The organism is Burkholderia sp. Se-20373 (genome assembly GCF_017104705.1).
Lineage (GTDB): Bacteria > Pseudomonadota > Gammaproteobacteria > Burkholderiales > Burkholderiaceae > Burkholderia.
The window spans coordinates 19,451-38,774 of record NZ_JAAGPH010000069.1 but is presented as its reverse complement, the minus strand read 5'-3'; the positions used below and the strand labels follow the sequence as shown (position 1 = coordinate 38,774).

11 protein-coding genes and 1 pseudogene are annotated in these 19,324 nt (G+C 66.7%); 8 read left to right on the top strand and 4 right to left on the bottom strand.

The genetic code is table 11. The features are described from left to right. From G3N96_RS22125 to G3N96_RS22110, 4 genes and pseudogenes are all read right to left on the bottom strand, one after another. Positions 1-541: pseudogene (locus G3N96_RS22125) on the bottom strand (biofilm secretin PgaA); the annotation flags it as partial. Between the two features lie 105 nt (positions 542-646). Then, positions 647-1,450, bottom strand: coding sequence for a hypothetical protein (locus G3N96_RS22120; RefSeq protein WP_206138466.1), 804 nt, complete (start codon positions 1,448-1,450; stop codon positions 647-649). Positions 1,451-1,512: 62 nt separating this feature from the next. After that, positions 1,513-1,950, bottom strand: coding sequence for a hypothetical protein (locus G3N96_RS22115; RefSeq protein ID WP_206138465.1), 438 nt, complete (start codon positions 1,948-1,950; stop codon positions 1,513-1,515). 711 nt (positions 1,951-2,661) lie between these two features. Continuing rightward, positions 2,662-3,660 (bottom strand): LysR substrate-binding domain-containing protein, encoded by a 999-nt coding sequence (locus tag G3N96_RS22110; protein WP_206138464.1) that lies wholly within the window; start codon positions 3,658-3,660, stop codon positions 2,662-2,664. A gap of 599 nt (positions 3,661-4,259) precedes the next feature. Between G3N96_RS22110 and G3N96_RS22105 the strand changes: the two genes are divergently transcribed. The 8 genes from G3N96_RS22105 to G3N96_RS22070 all read left to right on the top strand — a co-directional run bounded on the left by G3N96_RS22105 (position 4,260) and on the right by G3N96_RS22070 (position 19,153). After that, positions 4,260-5,675: a circularly permuted type 2 ATP-grasp protein gene (locus G3N96_RS22105; protein ID WP_046547558.1), complete on the top strand. Its 1,416-nt coding sequence runs from the start codon at positions 4,260-4,262 to the stop codon at positions 5,673-5,675. A 64-nt stretch (positions 5,676-5,739) separates the two neighbouring features. Continuing rightward, positions 5,740-6,681 (top strand): alpha-E domain-containing protein, encoded by a 942-nt coding sequence (locus tag G3N96_RS22100; protein WP_206138463.1) that lies wholly within the window; start codon positions 5,740-5,742, stop codon positions 6,679-6,681. Positions 6,682-6,689: 8 nt separating this feature from the next. Beyond that, complete coding sequence (locus tag G3N96_RS22095) at positions 6,690-7,679, top strand: transglutaminase family protein (RefSeq protein ID WP_124577528.1); 990 nt, start codon at positions 6,690-6,692, stop codon at positions 7,677-7,679. 96 nt (positions 7,680-7,775) lie between these two features. Then, the gene (locus G3N96_RS22090; RefSeq protein ID WP_124577530.1) at positions 7,776-11,189 is read left to right on the top strand and encodes a transglutaminase family protein; all 3,414 of its coding nucleotides are present in this window, start codon (positions 7,776-7,778) and stop codon (positions 11,187-11,189) included. Positions 11,190-11,403: 214 nt separating this feature from the next. Beyond that, the gene (locus G3N96_RS22085; protein ID WP_241022775.1) at positions 11,404-14,010 is read left to right on the top strand and encodes a circularly permuted type 2 ATP-grasp protein; all 2,607 of its coding nucleotides are present in this window, start codon (positions 11,404-11,406) and stop codon (positions 14,008-14,010) included. Continuing rightward, positions 14,004-15,050 carry a transglutaminase family protein gene (locus G3N96_RS22080; RefSeq protein WP_206138461.1) on the top strand — a complete coding sequence of 349 codons (1,047 nt, stop codon included), beginning with the start codon at positions 14,004-14,006 and terminating at the stop codon, positions 15,048-15,050. Before G3N96_RS22085 ends, G3N96_RS22080 begins: the two co-directional genes overlap by 7 nt. A 453-nt stretch (positions 15,051-15,503) precedes the next feature. Next, entirely contained in the window at positions 15,504-17,675 is a 2,172-nt protein-coding gene (locus tag G3N96_RS22075; RefSeq protein WP_206138469.1) for a hypothetical protein, read from the top strand. Beyond that, on the top strand, positions 17,672-19,153 hold the full coding sequence (locus G3N96_RS22070; protein ID WP_241022773.1) for a virulence factor: 1,482 nt from the start codon (positions 17,672-17,674) through the stop codon (positions 19,151-19,153). The genes G3N96_RS22075 and G3N96_RS22070 overlap by 4 nt, the downstream gene beginning before the upstream one ends. Positions 19,154-19,324: the final 171 nt, after the last annotated feature.

Below are 19,324 nucleotides of genomic sequence, written 5' to 3'. Positions count from 1 at the left end.
GCGCCGGCGCAGGCGACGCGGACGTGTCGGACCCCGTCGAGGCGGCGGGCGTCGGCGCTTCGGGCGGGCGGGCGTTCTCGGCCTGCGCAAGCAGCATCGGCGCTGTCGATGCCTGCGCGACCGGTGCCGGCGTATTCGCCGTATCCGGCGAACGCGCGCCCGGCACCGCGGCGCTCGATGGCGGCGCCTCCGGTTCCACCACGACCGTGGTCGGCAGCGGTGGCGGCTGCGGGTTCGATGCCTGCGCGATCCGCATCGACGCATCCGAAGCACGCGCGATCGGTGTCGGCTCATGAGGGGGCGGGGCGACCTCGGCCTGGGCGATCTGGATCGACACGACCGTCGGCTGCCCACCGCGCGGTACCGCATCCGGGGCGCCGTGGGTCCCGGCGAATTCGTTGACGCGGCCCGCTTCCGGATCGCCGTCGGCGGAGAAGCAGGGGCCGGACGCGACGAGCAGCAACACCAGCGGCGCATGCAGGAGGAGCCGTCGGCTGGACGGAGCGACGGTGGTGCATTGTTGTTTCCGATTGTTGTCCACGAGGTGTCCTCCTTTTGACACGATCACATCGGGTGCCCGCCTGACGACGCGCGTCGTCGCACGTCGCGCGGCCGGGCTGCGAGTGCCCGGCAATGCGGACCCGACTTACAGCCGGTTGCGGATCGCCTGACCGAGCAAGGCGCGCGATTCGCTGTTCTTGGGGTCGATCGCGAGCGCCCGGCTCGCGTTGTGTTCCACACAGTCCCATTCGTCGATCACCGCGCACGAGCGTGCCTTCGCCAGCGCACGCGCGCTTTCCAGCTCCGCGTGCGTGATGCTGGCCGTCTGCATGCGCAGGGTGTCGGTGCCATCCGGCCGGGGCTTGGGCGCGAAGTCCATGCGCCTGCTCGTGCCGGCCAGCGCTTCGGCACGCTGCGCACGGTGCGCGGCGCCGTGCCGCGTGGCGGCGCGACCGTAGGCCGATGCCGCATGCGTACCGGCCGCGAGCGTCACGGGCGGCGCATGCGCCGACTGCCGCTGTTTCGCGACGGCTGGGGGGGCGGGCTGCCGCGCGGCCTTCGGTTCGACCGCGAGCGAGACGGGCGGCACGGTGGATTCCTCGGGGGCGGCCGAAGTCGACGCGACCTGCGACGGCGGCGCGGGCGGCGAGGCCGGCGTGCGTGTCGAGGCTGCCCCGGGCTCGGCCGCTGTTCCGGACGGTCCCGTTGCGGTTGCGTGCGAGGCAAGGGTCATGATCGCGTTGCGGGTTTTCCCGACGGCGGTGCCGATCGCGCCGGAGATGTCGTGCGTCACGCTCGCATGGCCGACCGTCGTGTCCCGTTCGGCGTACGCGAAGATGCCGAAGATCGCGGCGAATGCGGCGAAGCTGAGCGCCGCGTTCTTTCCGGGACCCCAGGAGGGTTTCGGCTGGTGGGCGGGCGAGCCGTCCTGTCGTTCTGCACGCGTCATTCATGTCTCCTCGATGCGATACGTTCTGGTGTAAGACGTGATGGGGTGCGCTCAGGTGGCGCTCACCATTTCAACTGCGTGGTCAGCGCACCGGTTTCGACGATCGCGAACTGGGTCGCGCCCTGATAGGTGCCTTCGACCCGGTAGCTCGCATCGGGCACGCTGAACAGGCAACGCGACCCCGACGCATTGAATTCGACGAGCACGCGGCCATGTCGCCGCAGGCGCACCTGGACGTTGGCGAGCGGCTGCCCCGTCTTGGCCGAAGCAAACGACACGCCCAGGTTGTACGGCCGGCCGTCGGGCGGCAGCGGGGCGGTACCGTCGATCCGCGCATCGCCGCAGATATACGAAATGACGTAGCGATCCCCACCCGGGCCCGATGCAGGGGCGGACGCGGGTGGCTGGGACGCGAGCGTCTGGGCCATCGCATTCATGCTGAGCGTGCAGAGGAAGACGCTCAGCAAAGGGCGAGCATGCTGTCGAAACGAGGAAGACATTGCAACCTCCCGTCCGGAATCAATGGCGAGCATTTATTCCGAGTCAGATTTGCCAGCGTTCTTTTTGCGACACGCTATTGATACACGATGGACTTTGAACCAACAACCGCGTGTGGCCTGAATGGGACGGCATTAAATATCCTATTTAAATAGGATTGCGACGTATTCGTATGAATCTCTTATCTATGAAGAAAGTCGATATTGCCGAATATGAATATTGCTATTCGGTAGCGATGATCGAGCACGCATTGAATCACGTCGGACGTACCGCCATTCGTGCCGAAAAATAACGACTGATAAAAGGAATTTTTGCGACTGTGATCCGGGGGAATCGAAATCGATCCAGATACAGGTCGCGCGATATGAAATGCGGAGGAGGCGTTGTTGGTAGTTTAGATTGTTACAGGTAAATCGAAACTTTTAATTTGTTCTGTAACAGGGTATTTCTGTCTGGATAATCGGACGGGAAATGCCGGATTGCTATGTCGGACGTAAAAAGTTCATCGCCGGAATGCAAACGATTGCGATTCGTCTGATATCGATTACGCGTCCGGCGCGGTCATTTTTCAGGCTAATGCGGGATCGTTGATTGCTACCGGCGAGCGGGGTGCGAAATCGGGAAGCGGCGCGGCGCGAATGGATGCGCACACCGGACTGCCGCCAACCGGACTGGCGTTCGCGTCGTCCGCGCGAACGACGCGAACGCGACGATCAGCGGCTGCCGCCCGCGCTGCGCCGGGCGATGCGCATCGCCGGTGCGGCCGCGGGTTCGGCCGCGCCGGCCGCACCTTCGACCGCCGTGCGCGGCCGGTTCATGATGTAGGTCCACAGTTGCTCGGCCGCGAGCCCGCGCTTGCGGGCCGACCGGTACAGGCGGATTTCGAGCTCGGTGATCCAGTCGCCGGAACCCGCGCACACGAGCGTGCCTTCCGCGAGTTCCTTCGCGACGCAGCTTTCCGGCAGCCAGCCGATCCCGTGCCCGGCCACGACCATGCCCTTCAACGCCTCGGACATGTGCGTCTCGAAGCAGCGGTGCAGCACGTACGGCTCCGTGGCATTCAGCAGCAGCATCTCGACGATGTTGCCGAGAAACGCGCCCGACGAATACGCGAGCAGCGGCAGCGGTGCATCGGGGGTGCCCGGCAGCTGGAACACGGGCTTGCCGCGCGCATCGGGTGTCGACACGGGCAGGATCCGTTCGACGCCGAGGCTGACGAACGGGAAGTGGTTCGGGTCGAGCACGATCGGCAACTGCGGATGGTGATAGCCGAGCAGCAGGTCGCATTCGCCTTCGACGAGCTGCTGCACGCCTTCCGGCACGTTCACCGCGTTGACGCGCGCGGTGACGTGGCCGACCTCGCCGTTGAGCTGCTTGAGCCATTCGGGAAACAGCGTGAAGACGAGCGTATGGGCCACCGCGAAACGCACGACCTGGTCGCTGGCCGCGAACTGGTCGTAGCCGTTCACGAGATTACGCGCCGCATACATGCTGCGCAGGATGTCCGCGGCGAGCCCGCGGAACATCTGGCCGGCCGGCGTGAGCGTGATCGGGTTGATGCTCCGGTCCACCAGCTTCGCGTCCATCCAGGTTTCGAGTGCCGCTATTCGTCTGCTGAATGCCGATTGCGTGAGGTGCCGGTTACGCGCGGCCCGGGAAAAGCTCTTGGTATCCGCAAGGCTCAGGAAATCTTCCAGCCACTTTGCTTCCATTTCGATCTTCGCTTTTTATAGTCGGGCGCCTGAAAGGCGGCGGCACCGTGTGCTGCACGAACGTTCTAGCGTACCGCGCCTCGCGCCGCTCGGCCCGATGTTTTTTTTCGATGGGTGTCAGTCGAAATATGCATGGGCGTTGTCGGCGGGATTACGGCTGCATAGCGTTGAGGTGCCGGACCCGGCTAACCGGACAGTTCATCGCGTCGAACTGCCGGTGCGGCCGCAGACGGTACTTCCCCAGGGCCGGTTGCGCCGTGCGCGTGCCGGCCCGCCTTCCCATTCTTTCGTTCCGGTGGCCCGATGCCGGGGCGGGCCGTTTTTTGTGCAGTGCAGATTGCACACTCGTGACACGCGGGGGAACTATGTTCGAAAGACGCGGCGCAGCATGAACCGTGCGCGCCGGCGACGCACCGTCGTCGCCCGTCGCGTCGGACGCTGCACCGTGATGGTGCGCAATGCCGCGCGGGCGTGCCCGGCGCGGCGCAAAAACGGGGGGATATCGAGGGGATCGCGCAAGGCACGTTCCTTGCAAAGCATTCATTACGCCGGTCCGGCATGCGCAATGCCGGGGAAAACGATCGATGGAGAAAAGATCGATGAAGCCATTCGATGAAATGCTGCAATCCGGCGACATGGTAAGGGCGCCCTACGCGCGCCTGAAGCAGTGGCTCGACACGCAGAATCCCGCGAGCCTCGCCCAGAAGGCCTACGACGCGGAAGGCGTGTTCCGCAAGACGGGCATCACGTTCGCCGTCTATGGCGACGCGGAGGCCGCCGAGCGGCTGATTCCGTTCGACATCGTCCCGCGCATCATCTCGGGCGCCGAATGGAGCCGGCTGTCGCTCGGCATCGAGCAGCGCGTGATGGCGCTCAACGCGTTCCTCGACGACATCTACCACCGCCAGGAAATCGTGCGCGCGGGCATCGTGCCGAAGCACCTGATCGCGCACAACGAGGCGTTCATCCCCGAGATGATCGATTTCCGGCCGCCCGGAAACGTTTACACGCACATCATCGGCGTGGACATCGTGCGCACCGGCGAGAACGAATTCTACGTGCTGGAGGACAACGCCCGCACGCCGTCCGGCGTGTCGTACATGCTGGAAAACCGCGAGACGATGATGCAGCTCTTCCCGGAGCTGTTCCAGCAGGTGAAGGTGCGCCCGGTCGAGACCTATCCGCAGATGCTGCGCCAGTCGCTCGCGGCCGTGTGCCCGCCGGGCGGCAACGCCGACAACCCGACCGTCGCCGTGCTCACGCCCGGCATCCACAATTCCGCGTACTACGAACATTCGTTCCTCGCCGACCAGATGGGCGTGCATCTCGTCGAAGGCAGCGACCTGCAGGTGATCGACGGCCGCGTCGCGATGCGCACGACCGAAGGCTTCCAGCCGATCGACGTGCTGTATCGCCGGGTCGACGACGCGTTCCTCGATCCGCTCACGTTCCGCCCCGATTCGGTGCTCGGCGTCGCGGGGATCATGGACGTGTACCGCGCGGGCAACATCACGATCGCGAACGCGCCCGGCACCGGCATCGCCGACGACAAGGCGATCTACTCGTACATGCCGGAGATCGTCGAGTTCTACACGGGCCGCAAGGCGCTGCTGGAGAACGTGCCGACCTGGCGCTGCGGCGAAGCCGACAGCCTGAAATACGTGCTCGACCATCTCGACGAACTGGTCGTGAAGGAAGTGCACGGCTCGGGCGGCTACGGGATGCTGGTCGGGCCGTGCGCATCGAAGGCCGAACTCGAAGCCTTTGCCGCGAAGCTGCGTGCGCGCCCCGCGAACTACATCGCGCAGCCGACGCTCGCGCTGTCCACGACGCCGATCCTGACCGAAGCCGGCCTCGCGCCGCGCCACGTCGACCTGCGGCCGTTCGTGCTGGTGTCGGACCGGATCCGCATCACGCCGGGCGGGCTGACGCGCGTCGCGCTGAAGGAGGGATCGCTCGTCGTCAACTCGAGCCAGGGCGGCGGCACCAAGGACACCTGGGTGCTGGCCGACTGAGCCGGACGCGACCGCGCGCCCCGCGACCGGGGCGCCAACCGAACGAAGACGGAGTGGACACGAGATGCTTCTGGGACGTACTGCAAGCGGTCTCTACTGGATGTACCGCTATATCGAGCGCGCGGAGAACATCGCGCGCATCGTCGATGCCGGGCTGCGGATGGCGCTCACGCGCACGGCCGACGCGCCGGCCGAATGGTCGTCGGTGCTCGTCAGCTCGGGCACGGACGACGGCTACCGGCAGAAATACGACGCGTATGCGGCCGATACCGTGACCGACTACCTGCTGCGCGACCGCGACAACCCGTCGAGCGTGCTGTCGTGCATCGAGGCCGCGCGCTCGAACGCGCGGATGGTGCGCACCGCGCTCACGCGCGAGGCGTGGGAGAGCGTGAACGGCGCGTGGCTCGCGCTGCGCCGCGGGCTCGCGCAGCCGGTGCCGGAGAGCGAACTGCCGGCCGTGCTCGACCAGGTGAAGCGCGAAACCGCGCTGATCCTCGGCAGCTTCTACAGCACGATGCTGCGCAACGAGATCTTCGATTTCGCGCAGATCGGCGCGTTCGTCGAGCGCGCCGACAACACCGCGCGGATCATCGACGTGAAATACCACCTGCTGCTGCCGTCGGTGTCGCACGTCGGCACGATCCTCGACAACTACCAGTGGGAGACGATCCTGCGCTGCGTCGCCGCGCACCGTTCGTACCGCTGGGTGTACGACGTGCAGTACAAGCCGATGAACATCGCCGACTACCTGATCCTGAACGGCCGCATGCCGCGCTCGCTGCGTTATTGCTACGGGCGCGTCGTGTCGAGCCTGAACCTGCTCGCGAAGGATTACGGTGTGACACACCCGTGTCACGACACGGCCACGAAGATCCTGCAAATGCTGTCCGACACCTCGGTCGAGCGGATCTTCAAGAGCGGCCTGCACGAGTTCCTGACCGACTTCATCGGCCGCAACAACAGCCTCGGGCTCGAAATCGCCCAGGCTTACAACTTCGACTGAGACTTGCCATGCGACTCGCCATCCGACACATCTCGCGTTATCAGTTCGACGATCAAGCCACCCATGCACTGCAACGGCTGCGGCTGCGCCCGCAGTCGGGCCCCGGGCAGACGGTGCGCGCGTGGCAGGTCACGATCGACGGCGTCGAGCCGTCGCTGTCCTATGCCGACGGGCTCGGCAACCGGATCGACCTCGTGCGGCACGACCGCGGCGCGAAGGCCGAGATCGTCGTCGTCGCGGCCGGCGTCGTCGAGACGCAGGACCGCGCGGGCATCCTCGGTCATCCTGAAGGCTATGCGCCGCCGTGGATCTTCGAGCGCGAAACGGCGCTGACGAAGGCGGGCGACACCGTGCGCGCGCTGGCGCAAGCGCTGCCGATCGCGCCGCACAGCCTCGACGCGCTGCACTGGCTGATGACGGAAGTGCACGACCGTATCGCGTATGCGCCGAACCTGGCCGCCGACGCCCCCGTCGACGCGGAAACCGCGCTGCAAAGCGGCGAGGGCACGAGCCGCGACCATGCGCATGCGTTCATCGCGGCCGCGCGCGTGCTGAAGATTCCCGCGCGCTACATCTCGGGCTACGTGCTGGCGGACAGCGCGATGCAGCGCATCGCCGACGCGAAGCAGAACGCGGGCGACGTCGAGGAGGAAGAAGCGCTCGCGCTGCAGAGCGGCGAGGGCATGCAGCAGGTGCTCGGTGCATCGCATGCCGCGCAGTCGCAGTCCCAGTCGCAGGGGATGCCGCAGCCGGCGCACGGCGCGCAGTCGCAGGCGGCCGGGCTGACGCAGCAGCCGGCCGGCCATGCGTGGGCCGAGGCGTATGTGGAAGGGCTCGGCTGGGTCGGGTTCGATCCGTTCATGAATCGCTGCCCGGACGAGCGCTACGTGCGCATCGCGGTCGGCCTCGACTATCGCGACGCGCAGCCGGTGACGGGGCTCGGCGCGACGGCCGTCGGTGTCGAGATCAGCGTCGTGCAGACGCCCGAGCTCGTCTGACCTCGCGCACGTTTTCGCCGAATCCGCCAGGCCGGGGTGCCGCGTCGCATCGAGCGCGACGCGGCGCGCGGCCGGCCCAACCCGAACCGAGCTCCCATGTCCATCCACGTCGCGCTGCATCACACCACCCGCTATCGCTACGACCGGCTCGTCAACCTCGGCCCGCAGGTCGTGCGCCTGCGGCCCGCGCCGCACTGCCGGACGCCGATCCTCGCGTATTCGATGACGGTCGAGCCCGCGCAGCACTTCATCAACTGGCAGCAGGACCCGTTCTCGAACTATCTCGCGCGGCTCGTGTTTCCGGAGCGCACCGAGCACTTCGAGATCACGATCGATCTCGTCGCCGAGATGTCGGTGTACAACCCGTTCGACTTCTTCCTCGAAGCCAGCGCGGAGCAATACCCGTTCAGCTATGACGACGCGCTGAAGACCGAGCTCGCGCCGTATCTCGTGTGCGATCCGCAGACGAGCGCGTCGCCGCTGTTCCGCGCATATCTCGACGGCGTCGACCGCACGCCGGCCGGCACCGTGAACTTCCTCGTCGCGCTGAACCAGCAACTGCAGCACGACATCGGCTATCTCGTGCGCATGGAGCCGGGCGTACAGACACCCGAGCAGACGCTCGAACTGGCCTCGGGCTCGTGCCGCGACAGCGCATGGCTGCTCGTGCAGCTGTGCCGTCATCTCGGCATCGCCGCGCGGTTCGTGTCGGGCTACCTGATCCAGCTCACGCCCGACGTGAAGTCGCTCGACGGCCCGAGCGGCACGTCGGTCGACTTCACCGACCTGCACGCATGGTGCGAGGTGTACCTGCCGGGTGCCGGCTGGATCGGCTTCGACCCGACCTCGGGCCTGCTCGCCGGCGAAGGCCACATTCCGCTGGCCTGCACGCCGCAGCCGACCAGCGCCGCGCCGGTCGAGGGGCTGATCGACGAGTGCGAGGTGTCGTTCGAGCACGAAATGACCGTGACGCGCGTGTACGAATCGCCGCGCGTGACGAAGCCGTACACGGAATCGCAATGGGACGGCGTGCTGGCACTCGGCACGCAGGTCGACGGCGCGCTGGCGGCCGGCGACGTGCGGCTCACGCAGGGCGGCGAGCCGACCTTCGTGTCGATCGACGATCGCGACGGCGCCGAGTGGAACACCGACGCGCTCGGCCCGACCAAGCGCGGCTATGCAACCGAACTCGTGCAGCGGCTGCGCGCGGAATACGGCGACGGCGGCTTCCTGCATTTCGGGCAGGGCAAGTGGTACCCGGGCGAGCAACTGCCGCGCTGGGCGCTGTCGATCTTCTGGCGTGCCGACGGCCAGCCCGTGTGGCACGATCCGTCGCTGTTCGCCGACGAGCGCGAGCCGTCCGCCTATACGACCGGCGACGCGAAGCGCTTCATCGATGCGCTCGCCGCGCGGCTGAACCTGACCGGCGAATTCATCCGGCCCGGCTACGAGGACGTCTGGTACTACCTGTGGCGCGAGCGCCGGCTGCCGGTCAACGTCGACCCGTTCGACTCGCGTCTCGACGACGAACTCGAACGCGCGCGGCTGCGCAAGGTATTCGAGCAGAAGCTCGACAGCGTGGTCGGCTACGTGCTGCCGGTCAAGCGTGCGGAAAACGCGCCGGGTCTCGACGGCCCGCGCTGGCAGACGGGCCCGTGGTTCTTCCGCGACGAGCGGATGTACCTCATGCCCGGCGATTCGCCGATGGGCTATCGGCTGCCGCTCGATTCGCTGCCGTGGGCGAGCCGCGCCGACTATCCGTACCTCGTCGAGCGGGATCCGTTCGCGCCGCGTGACGCGCTGCCGGATGCCGCCGCGATCCGCGCGCGCTACGCGGGGCCGGCCGATGCGCCGCGCTACCTGTCCGGCGTGCATCGCGAGGCGTCCGCGCAGACCGTGATGCAGTGGCGCGACGACGGCACGGCCGGCAACGGGCGGCCGGCCGCGCGCGACCCGGGTCGCCAGCCCGAGCGCTTCGAATCGGCCGCATGGATCACGCGCACCGCGCTGTGCGTCGAAGTGCGCAACGGCATCCTGTACCTGTTCATGCCGCCGCTTGCCGCGCTCGAGGATTATCTCGAGCTGCTCGGTGCGATCGAGCTGACCGCGCACGCGCTGGGCGTGAAGCTCGTGCTGGAAGGCTATCCGCCGCCGCGCGACGCGCGGCTGAAGCTGCTGCAGGTGACGCCCGATCCCGGCGTGATCGAGGTGAACATCCATCCGGCCAGCAACTTCGACGAGCTCGTCGATCACACCGAATTCCTGTACGACGCCGCGTGGCAGTCGCGGCTGTGCAGCGAGAAGTTCATGGTCGACGGTCGCCACGTCGGCACGGGCGGCGGCAACCACTTCGTGCTTGGCGGCGCGACGCCGGCCGACAGCCCGTTCCTGCGCCGCCCGGACCTGCTCGCGAGCCTGATCGCGTACTGGCACAACCATCCGTCGCTGTCCTACCTGTTCTCCGGGCTCTTCATCGGGCCGACGAGCCAGGCGCCGCGCGTCGACGAGGCGCGCAACGACCAGCTCTACGAGCTCGACATCGCGTTCGCGGAGATCCAGCGCAACAAGCTGCTGTTCGGGCAGGACATGCCGCCGTGGCTCGTCGACCGCGTGCTGCGCAACCTGCTGATCGACGTGACCGGCAACACGCACCGCAGCGAGTTCTGCATCGACAAGCTGTATTCGCCGGATTCGTCGACCGGCCGGCTCGGCCTGCTCGAACTGCGCGCGTTCGAGATGCCGCCGCATGCGCGGATGAGCATCGTGCAGCAATTGCTGCTGCGTGCGCTGGTCGCGCGTTTCTGGGCTGCGCCGTACACGACGCCGCTCACGCGCTGGGGCACCGCGCTGCATGACCGCTTCATGCTGCCCGCGTTTCTTCAGATGGATTTCGACGACGTGCTGACCGAACTGCGCGACGCCGGCTTCGCGTTCGATCCGGCGTGGTTTGCGCCGCACTTCGAATTCCGCTTCCCGCTGTTCGGCCAGATCGCGGTGAACGGGATGCAGTTGTCGCTGCGCGGCGCGCTGGAGCCGTGGCACGTGATGGGCGAGGAGGGCGCGCCCGGCGGTACGGTGCGCTACGTCGATTCGTCGGTCGAACGGCTCGAAGTGCGCGTGACGGGGCTGAACGACAACCGGCACGTCGTGACGGTCAACGGCCGCGCGCTGCCGCTGCAGCCGACCGGCACCGTCGGCGAATACGTCGCCGGCGTGCGCTACAAGGCGTGGTCGCCGCCGTCCGCGCTGCATCCGACCCTCGGCGTGCACGCGCCGCTCACGTTCGACATCGTCGATACGTGGCTGCAGCGCTCGCTCGGCGGTTGCCGCTACCACGTCGCGCATCCGGGCGGGCGCAACTACGCGACGTTCCCGGTCAATGCATACGAAGCCGAGAGCCGCCGGCTCGCGCGCTTCGTCGAGATGGGGCATACGCCGGGGCGGATGGATGTCGCGGCTGCCGCGCCGAGCCGCGAATTCCCGTTCACGCTCGACCTGCGGCGGCCGTGACCGGACGATGACGACGCGGATGACGATGCGCGGTTCGCGATACCCGGCGGTTTCGGTCGCTGGCGGCCCCGCCGGAATGCTAGGATGCGGGCAGATTGCGGCCGCGCGCCGCGGCCCGCCGCCCGCGTGGCGGCGCGCGAGCGCGGCCGCGCCCTGACGACGGAACGACATCGTGCCGCCCATTGACACCGATCATCTCGCCGCCCTCGACGCGATGCCCACGCTTTTCGATACCGGCGCGCAGCCGGATGCCGCGGAACTGGCCGCCGCGCTCGCGGCGCCGGCTGCTGCCGGCCGTTACGACGAACTGCGCGGCAGCGCGGCCGGCCTGAACGCGCCTGCGTTGGCGCCCGCGTGGCGCAGTTTCTTCACGTCGATCGGCAGCGACGGCGTGGCCGACCTCGATCGCCGCGCCGACGCGCTGCACCGGCGCATGCGCGAGAACGGCCTGTTCTATCAACTGCACGAGCAGCGCGCCGGCGATGGCGCGGCAGGCCCGTGGTCGCTCGACCTGCTGCCGCTGATCGTCACGCCCGAGGACTGGGTCGCGATCGAGCGCGGCGTGCTGCAGCGCGTGCGGCTGCTCAACGCGACACTGGCCGACCTGTACGGACCGCAGACGATCCTCGAGCGCGGGCTGTTGCCACCCGCGCTCGTCACCGGGCATCCCGGCTACCTGCGCGCGATGCGCGGCGCGCGCGTGCCGGGCGATACCTGGCTGCACGTCGTCGCGTTCGACCTTGCGCGCGGCCCGGACGGGCAGTGGCGGATCGTCGCGCAGCACACGCAGGGCGCGGCCGGCCTCGGTTACCTCCTCGAAAACCGGCTGATCGTGTCGCGGCTCTTTCCGCGCGGGTTTCGCGGGCTGCGCGTGCAGCGGCTCGCGTCCGCGTATCGCGCGCTGCTGCAGAGCATGCAGGCGCTCAGCCCGACGCGAAAGAATTCGCGGATCGTGCTGCTCACACCGGGGCCGCACAGCGCGACGTATTTCGAGCACGCGTATCTCGCGCGCTACCTCGGCCTCACGCTCGTCGAAGGCGGCGACCTGACCGCACGCGACAACCGCGTTTTCCTGAAGACGCTGAGCGGGCTCGAACCGGTGCACGGCATCCTGCGGCGCGTCGACGACGCGTGGCTCGATCCGCTCGAACTGCGGCCCGATTCGATGCTCGGCGTGCCGGGGCTGTTGCAGGCCGTGCGTGCGGGCAACGTGCTGCTCGCGAACGCGCCGGGCTCGGGCTTCCTCGAATCGCCGGCGATGCTCGGCTTCATGCCGCGCCTGGCGGAAGGGCTGCTCGGCGAAACGCTGACGCTGCCGGCCGTGCATTCATGGTGGTGCGGCGAGGCGGCCGCGTGCGACGACGCGCTGCCGCAGCTCGCACGCGGCATCGTCAAGGCCTCCTATCCACCCGACGTGCAGGAGGGCGGCGCATTCGAGCCGGTGATCGGCGCGCGGCTCACGCAGGCGCAACTGGCCGAGTGGCGCGCGCGGATTCTCGCGCGGCCCGAGCACTACACGGTGCAGGCCGACCTGCCGCTGTCGCAGGCGCCGACCTGGCCGGGCCACGACGCACCCGACAGCAATGGCGGCGCGCGTATCGTGCCGAAACCGATGCTGCTGCGCGTGTTCGCGCTCGCCGACGGCGCGCAGCGCTGGCGGCTCCTGCCCGGCGGGCTGTCGCGCGTCGGCACGCGCGACACGCTGTTCAACGCGCCGATGCCGCGCGGCGGCAGCACCGTCGATACGTGGGTGATGACCGAAGGCATCGTCGATTCGACGACGCTGCTCCAGACGCACCTCGGTCCCGACGACCTCGTCGAACGCCCGCGCGCGATCGCGAGCCGCGCGGCCGAGAACCTGTTCTGGCTCGGCCGCTATACCGAGCGTGCGACCAATCTGATGCGCCTCGCGCGTGCCGCGCTCGAACGGCTGCGCGGCGAGGACGACGTCGACAGCCCCGCGCACCTGGAACTGATCGACACGCTGTGCCGCGATACGGGCCTGATCGCGGCCGACGCGCCGAACGCCGTCGATGCGCCGCGTGCGTTCCAGCACACGCTCGCGACGTCGCTGACGCGCGGCGCGGATCGCACGTCGGGCATTGCGTCCTGCCTGTTCGGCATGCGTGGCGCGGCCGCCGCGATTCGCGAGCGGCTGTCGAGCGATCAGTGGCGGCTGATCGACGACGCGACCCAGCTGTTCGCGGACAGCGCGGGCCAGCCGGAAGCCGAGGAGCAGATCGGCAACGAGGCGCTGCAGTTGCTGGAGCGCCTCGGCCTGGTGCTCGGCGCGATCACCGGCGCGCAGACCGACAACATGACGCGCGACGACGGCTGGCGACTGCTGTCGATCGGCCGGCAGATCGACCGGCTGGACTTCCTGTGCAGCGTGCTGAAGGCGGCCTTCGACGAAGGCGCGGTGCACCGGCAGGACGGCTTCGAGCTCGTGCTGGAACTGTTCGACAGCACGATCACGTTCCGTTCGCGGTTCCAGCGCGGCTTCGACGTCGCGCCGCTGCTGTCGCTCGTCGTGCTCGATACCGACAATCCGCGCTCGCTCGGCTGGGTCGTGCAGGCGCTGCGCGGCCGGCTGACGAAGGTCGAGCGCAGCGAAGGCTACGCGCTGTCCGAGCTGGCCGAGACGATTCCCGACGTCCCCGCATGGTCGCTGCACGAGCTCTGCGAGACCGCCGACGGCGGCCGGCACGACAAGCTGCTCGAAGCGCTCGACACGACGGTGAAGGCGGTTTGGGAATTGTCGAACCGGATCGGCGAACGCTATTTCAGCCACGTGCGCGAGGCGGGCAGGACGTTATGGTGACGACGAAGGGCGCGGCGAAAGCGCCGCACGGTTCCGGCACTGCGCGGAACGCATCGGCACCGCCATCGGCGTCGGCGGCAAAGGCCGACGTTGCACCCGGCCGGTTGCTGCGCGTCACGCACGACACCGAATACCGTTACGCGGCGCGCGTCGAATCGGCGCAGCACCAGGCACGCCTGCAGCCGCTCGTCACGCCGCGCCAGCAGGTGCTGTCGTTCGCGCTCGACATCGACCCCGCGCCGGAATCGGTCGGAACCGAAATCGACGCATTCGGCAACGCGCGCGCGTCGTTTGCGTTGAACCAGCCGCACGATGCGCTGCTCGTGCGCAGCCGCAGCACGGTACGCGTGACGCCGCCGGTGTGGTCGCGCGGGGCGCGCGGCGAGCCGCCGCCCGCCATCGCGAAACCCGACGCGAAACAGGCGATGGCGTGGGAAGCGGTGCGCGACCGCTTGCGATTCCGCGCGGGGCAGCCCTACGACGCGGCGAGCGAATTCGTGTTCACGTCGCCGCATGTCGCGTGCGATCCCGAACTTGCCGCGTATGCGGCCGCGAGCTTCACGCCGCAACGGCCGCTCGTGCAGGCCGCGTGGGAACTGATGCGGCGCGTGCATGCCGATTTTGCGTATACGCCGAACAGCACCGACATCACGACGTCGGCGCTCGATGCGCTGCGCTTGCGCAAGGGCGTGTGCCAGGATTTCGCGCACGTGATGATCGGCGCGCTGCGCTCGCTCGGGCTGGCCGCGCGTTACGTGAGCGGCTACCTGCTCACGCAGCCGCCGCCCGGGCAGCCGCGGCTGATCGGCGCCGACGCGTCGCATGCATGGGTCGAGGTGTACGACCCGGCATGGCCCGAGGACAACGGCTGGCTGCAGCTCGATCCGACCAACGATCGCGCGCCCGGCGACGACTACGTGATGCTGTCGATCGGCCGCGACTATGCGGACGTGACGCCGCTGCGCGGCGTGATTCGCGGCGGCGGTGCGGATCAGGAGCTGAAGGTCGGCGTGACGGTGGAGCCGCTCGATGTCGTTTGACGCGGGTCCGCTGTGCGCGCCAGTCGCTTGTCGACCGCTGCTGGCAGGAGCACACGGCGATGACGGTGGAACCGAACGGTAGAAGCACTGCGGTTCGGAAAAGGCTTCGTACGTGACCGTCAGACATGACTGGAAAGTTGCGCGTCATGCCGGTCAACTTAATCAGACGAGTTCAATTCTGTAGGAAAAGAGAAAACTGCACTTGTGCGCTGGTGCGCGGATTTCCGATGATCCGCATCTGCGTTCACGTCGCGTCAGCTTGAATGACTGGCGGCGGAACGGCAGAACAACACCAAACCGCGCGCAGGAGCCAGGGTGACCCAGCTTTATCCCGATCATCGATCGGCGACGGACGAACCCGTTGCACGGTCGATCGATGCCGCCGAGTCGGACAGCACCGGAACGCCACGCAAGCCTCCACCGATCGTCGTCGGCCGAGGCGACGGGGTGTCGATGTGGACGAGAGACACTCGGCTGATCTGCCTCAAGCAAATGCCGTTGCCCGGTATCGTCATCTTCGTGCATGGTGTGAATTCCGAAGGCGAATGGTTCGAAGCCGCCGAGCAGGGGCTGTGCGATGGCCTGAATCGCCGGCTCGGGCGGCTGGACGATCAATTGATGTATCACGGCATCGACGCCGGGCAATTGGTGCCGGCGAAGTACACGGAAAGCGTGACGCCGGACGGGTTTTTGAATCCGAAGCTGCTTGCGGACAACTACGTCAAGCCTGATCCGTCGTTTTCACCGGTCATTCATTTCCGGTGGGGCTATCGGGCGACAGCCGAGGAACTCAAAGAATACGGCGACAAGATTTTCCTGAACGAAAAGGACTACTGGGGCGGCGGCCCGTTCACGAACGGTTGCGCGAGCCTGCCCGATCTCTGGCACGGCGGCCTCGACGACCGCGCAGCCGGGTGGTTGACCGTCCAGGGGATCAACCCGACCAATCGACCGCTGTATCGCGCGCCACCCCGCGCATATGGCGTGCTCGCAGCGTTGCGCCTTGCGAGGTTGATCGAGTCGATTCGCCGCATGCAGGCCGACGTGCCGATCACCGTCGTGTGCCATAGCCAGGGCAACATCGTGGGCCTTACCGCGGCTTTCTTCGGCGATGCACTACCCGACGTCGAAGATCCGTGGGGACGTAGCGGGCATTGCGTGGCGGATGCCTATGTGCTGGCGAATGCGCCGTACAGCCTTGCGCGCGCGGACGGCCCGAATCCATCCGATACGTTCATGGATACCTGGTCGCAACGCGCGACCAGGGACGGTGGCGGCCGTCGCGGGAGGCAGACCTACACCGCCCGCACGAAAACGTTCGGCAAGTTTCTGTCGATCGTCGGCACGCGGAAGGCCTATGAACTTTCCGCAGACAAGATCGATGAAGACATGGCGAACGAACGGGTATCGCCGACCAGCAAGCGGTCTTATGCAGCACAGGACGATCGGGTACGCCACGGCCTGAACGGATCGACGTATGGTCGCGTCACCGCGTATTGCTGTCCACACGACCAGGTGATTTCGGCGATCACGGTTCAAGGCATCGGCTGGCGCGGCATCGACAAGCACGAACTGAACGATATCGGCGTCCCCGGCGTGCTGACGCAGCGCGTCTTTGCCTCCGGCTTCCACGTCGGCGTGCAGGAGCAATATCGGTATCGGGAGGATGACTGGCGGCATGGCAAAAAGGGAACGACGTCGGGATTCTGGTATCCGCCTTCGCCACCTGCCAAATTCAACCTCATCGGTGCGCTCAAGGGAAACGAGTCCGTGTTCGGGGTGGCGGCCACGCTTGCATCCGCGCCGATCATGTTTTTCGTGACCCAGATCAGCTCGGCATTGAATATGTTCCGCGTGAACGCCAATCCGCCGAAGGATTGGGCCGTGGTGGCGGACGCGCCGGCACTCGACGAACCGTTTACGCCGAAGGCGTTGCGGTTCGGCAAGCCCATCGTAACGAAGGACGGCAATGCGACAAGCGACTTCAACGAAGGCAACGATCCGCCGGCCGCATGGCGCGACGCAAGCAAGAGCGAGGCAGACAAGCGCGCGGACGATCCCTACGATCAGTACAACGCGAAGAACGACGATAGCGTCGCGCAAGGTACGGCAGAGAGCGAAGCCGGACAGCGTTACGAGGACCGCGCGTTGATGCGGATCGAGGCGCGGCGCACGATGAATACGGAATGGCTCGATGGCGACGGTCACGTGATCGGTGAGGACGGCAAGAGCGAAATGCCGGAGGGCTACAAGGAATGGCGCAACAAGCAGATTGTCGACTGGCTCGACCGTGGCACGACCAACAGCCCGACGAATCACTCCACGACGATGATCAATCCGAAGCATGCGGAAAAGGCGCTTGCGTACGATGTGGCGATTGGGGTTTGCTATCTGACTCCAGAACAACTCTACGACTTGCGGATTGAGGCGGACTGGCGGATGGGAGACGGTATTCCCGACGACAGCCCGAACAAGCAATACTCAGAGTACTTTGTACGCGGAGAGCTTGACGAGCTTCCGATGCATGAATGGGTACATGCGGAAAGCAGCGAAGGCAAGATGCCGGACACGATCACGGATGAACGAGAGGGCCAGTTCTATCTGAAGGTCGGGAGCGCGATATGAAGGCACTGATCGCTACCTGGCCGCGACGTGCCGCCGTTGCGGCCGCAGCATGGATGATCGCGGCCGTACTGATGGCGTCGTTGATGGCGCACGTAGAACAACCCAACCCGGCACATTTGGAGATAGGAGATTGGATGAAACGATTTGTCGTCGTGCCCGGCCTGGCTGCGCTCATGGTGCTCCTGATCACCACGGCCACGGTACGGCCCGCGCACACGGCACCCGCGACGGGACCCGTAGCGTATGCGGGGCCGTCCGCGGAAGAGGCGGCGAAGCCGTTCGTCGCGCAGGTTGTCGGCTTGATCTGGTTGAATCCATTGCAACGCATGGACTACCCGACAGAATGGCAATTGTTGTGGACACAAGGACTCGCGTCCCCGAACAAGAACGATGACATGGTGCGAACCGATCCGAAATCCTTTGCAACGCTTCAATCGATTGGCGCGCTGGTATACGGTAACCGAGGTGCAGAAACATTCAGAGGTTTCTACCGCAAGTACATGACCAAGTTCCCGCTGCTGCTTCACTCACGCTACGCAAGCAACGAGAAATACTTCTACACGGTCAAACCTGACGATAAAAAGAACTGGCACGAGTTGGCTGGCATCCGTGTCGAACTTGCAATTCCGGAGCGACTCGACGCAGCCGAATCGCAAAGCTATTTGCAGGATTCGATTCGCAGGACGTTTTCGATCGGGAATCGGTATTTTCCAACGATGTGGAGCCGCAGCGCGCTCCCCGACGTACAAATCACGCAAGGCAGCGCGAACGCCGGCTTTGCATCGCTGAACAACGCCTTGGACTACCTGCAGGCGAACCCCGACAAAAGCGTCTGGGTAGTGAACTGGGACGCCCCGAACTTCCCGCCCACGGATGCGCAGATCAACGAGAACCTTGTCGTACTGTTCCTCGCCGGCCCGACCTTCAACACCGAGCGTGAACCGCTCGCATGGATCGGCAAGGCCGCGACCGGTAACACACATGATTTTCCGCAGAAGGTCGGCACGACCCGCGCCGTGCAGGCGTGGAAGGCGACCATCGACCAGGCGTCACGCAATGCAGGCGTCGCGGTCCCGGATCTCCATTACATCGTTCACGACGCAGGCAAGGGCAGCGACGCATCATCGTCACGTCTTGCCTCGCTCTCCCGGACCTTGACCGAAACCCTCCCCGAATACGACCACTCGAAGCAGGCATTCAACACGGCGGCCCTACTCGGCGACATGGGAACCGGCAGCGCATTGACCGACGTCGCGCTCGCCATCGGCCGGATCAATCACTTTGGCGGCAACGCACTCGTCGCCGGCACGACCGATCCGGACCACCCGGTCGCGGTCGTCGTCCTGCCGCCGTCGAAGCTCACGGCGATCGATCCCGACAAGGACTGGTTCCGCGCACGCGGCGGCAACAATGCCTACCTGCCGTGGTGGGGACGCCGACACGATACGAATTACGGCATGCAGGGCTATTCGTGGTGAGCTCCGCTTGTGCGACGACCGGCCGGTTTGGCCCCCCCGATGCGCGTCCCGCCAGGGCGCGAGACCCTGCCAACGCTTTAAGTCTTCGTTAATTCTGCACGCCTAGCATGGTGATGCCGGCGAACGGCTCGGACCCCGGTCCGGCGAGCCGGCGGCACGCGCGGGTGCGTC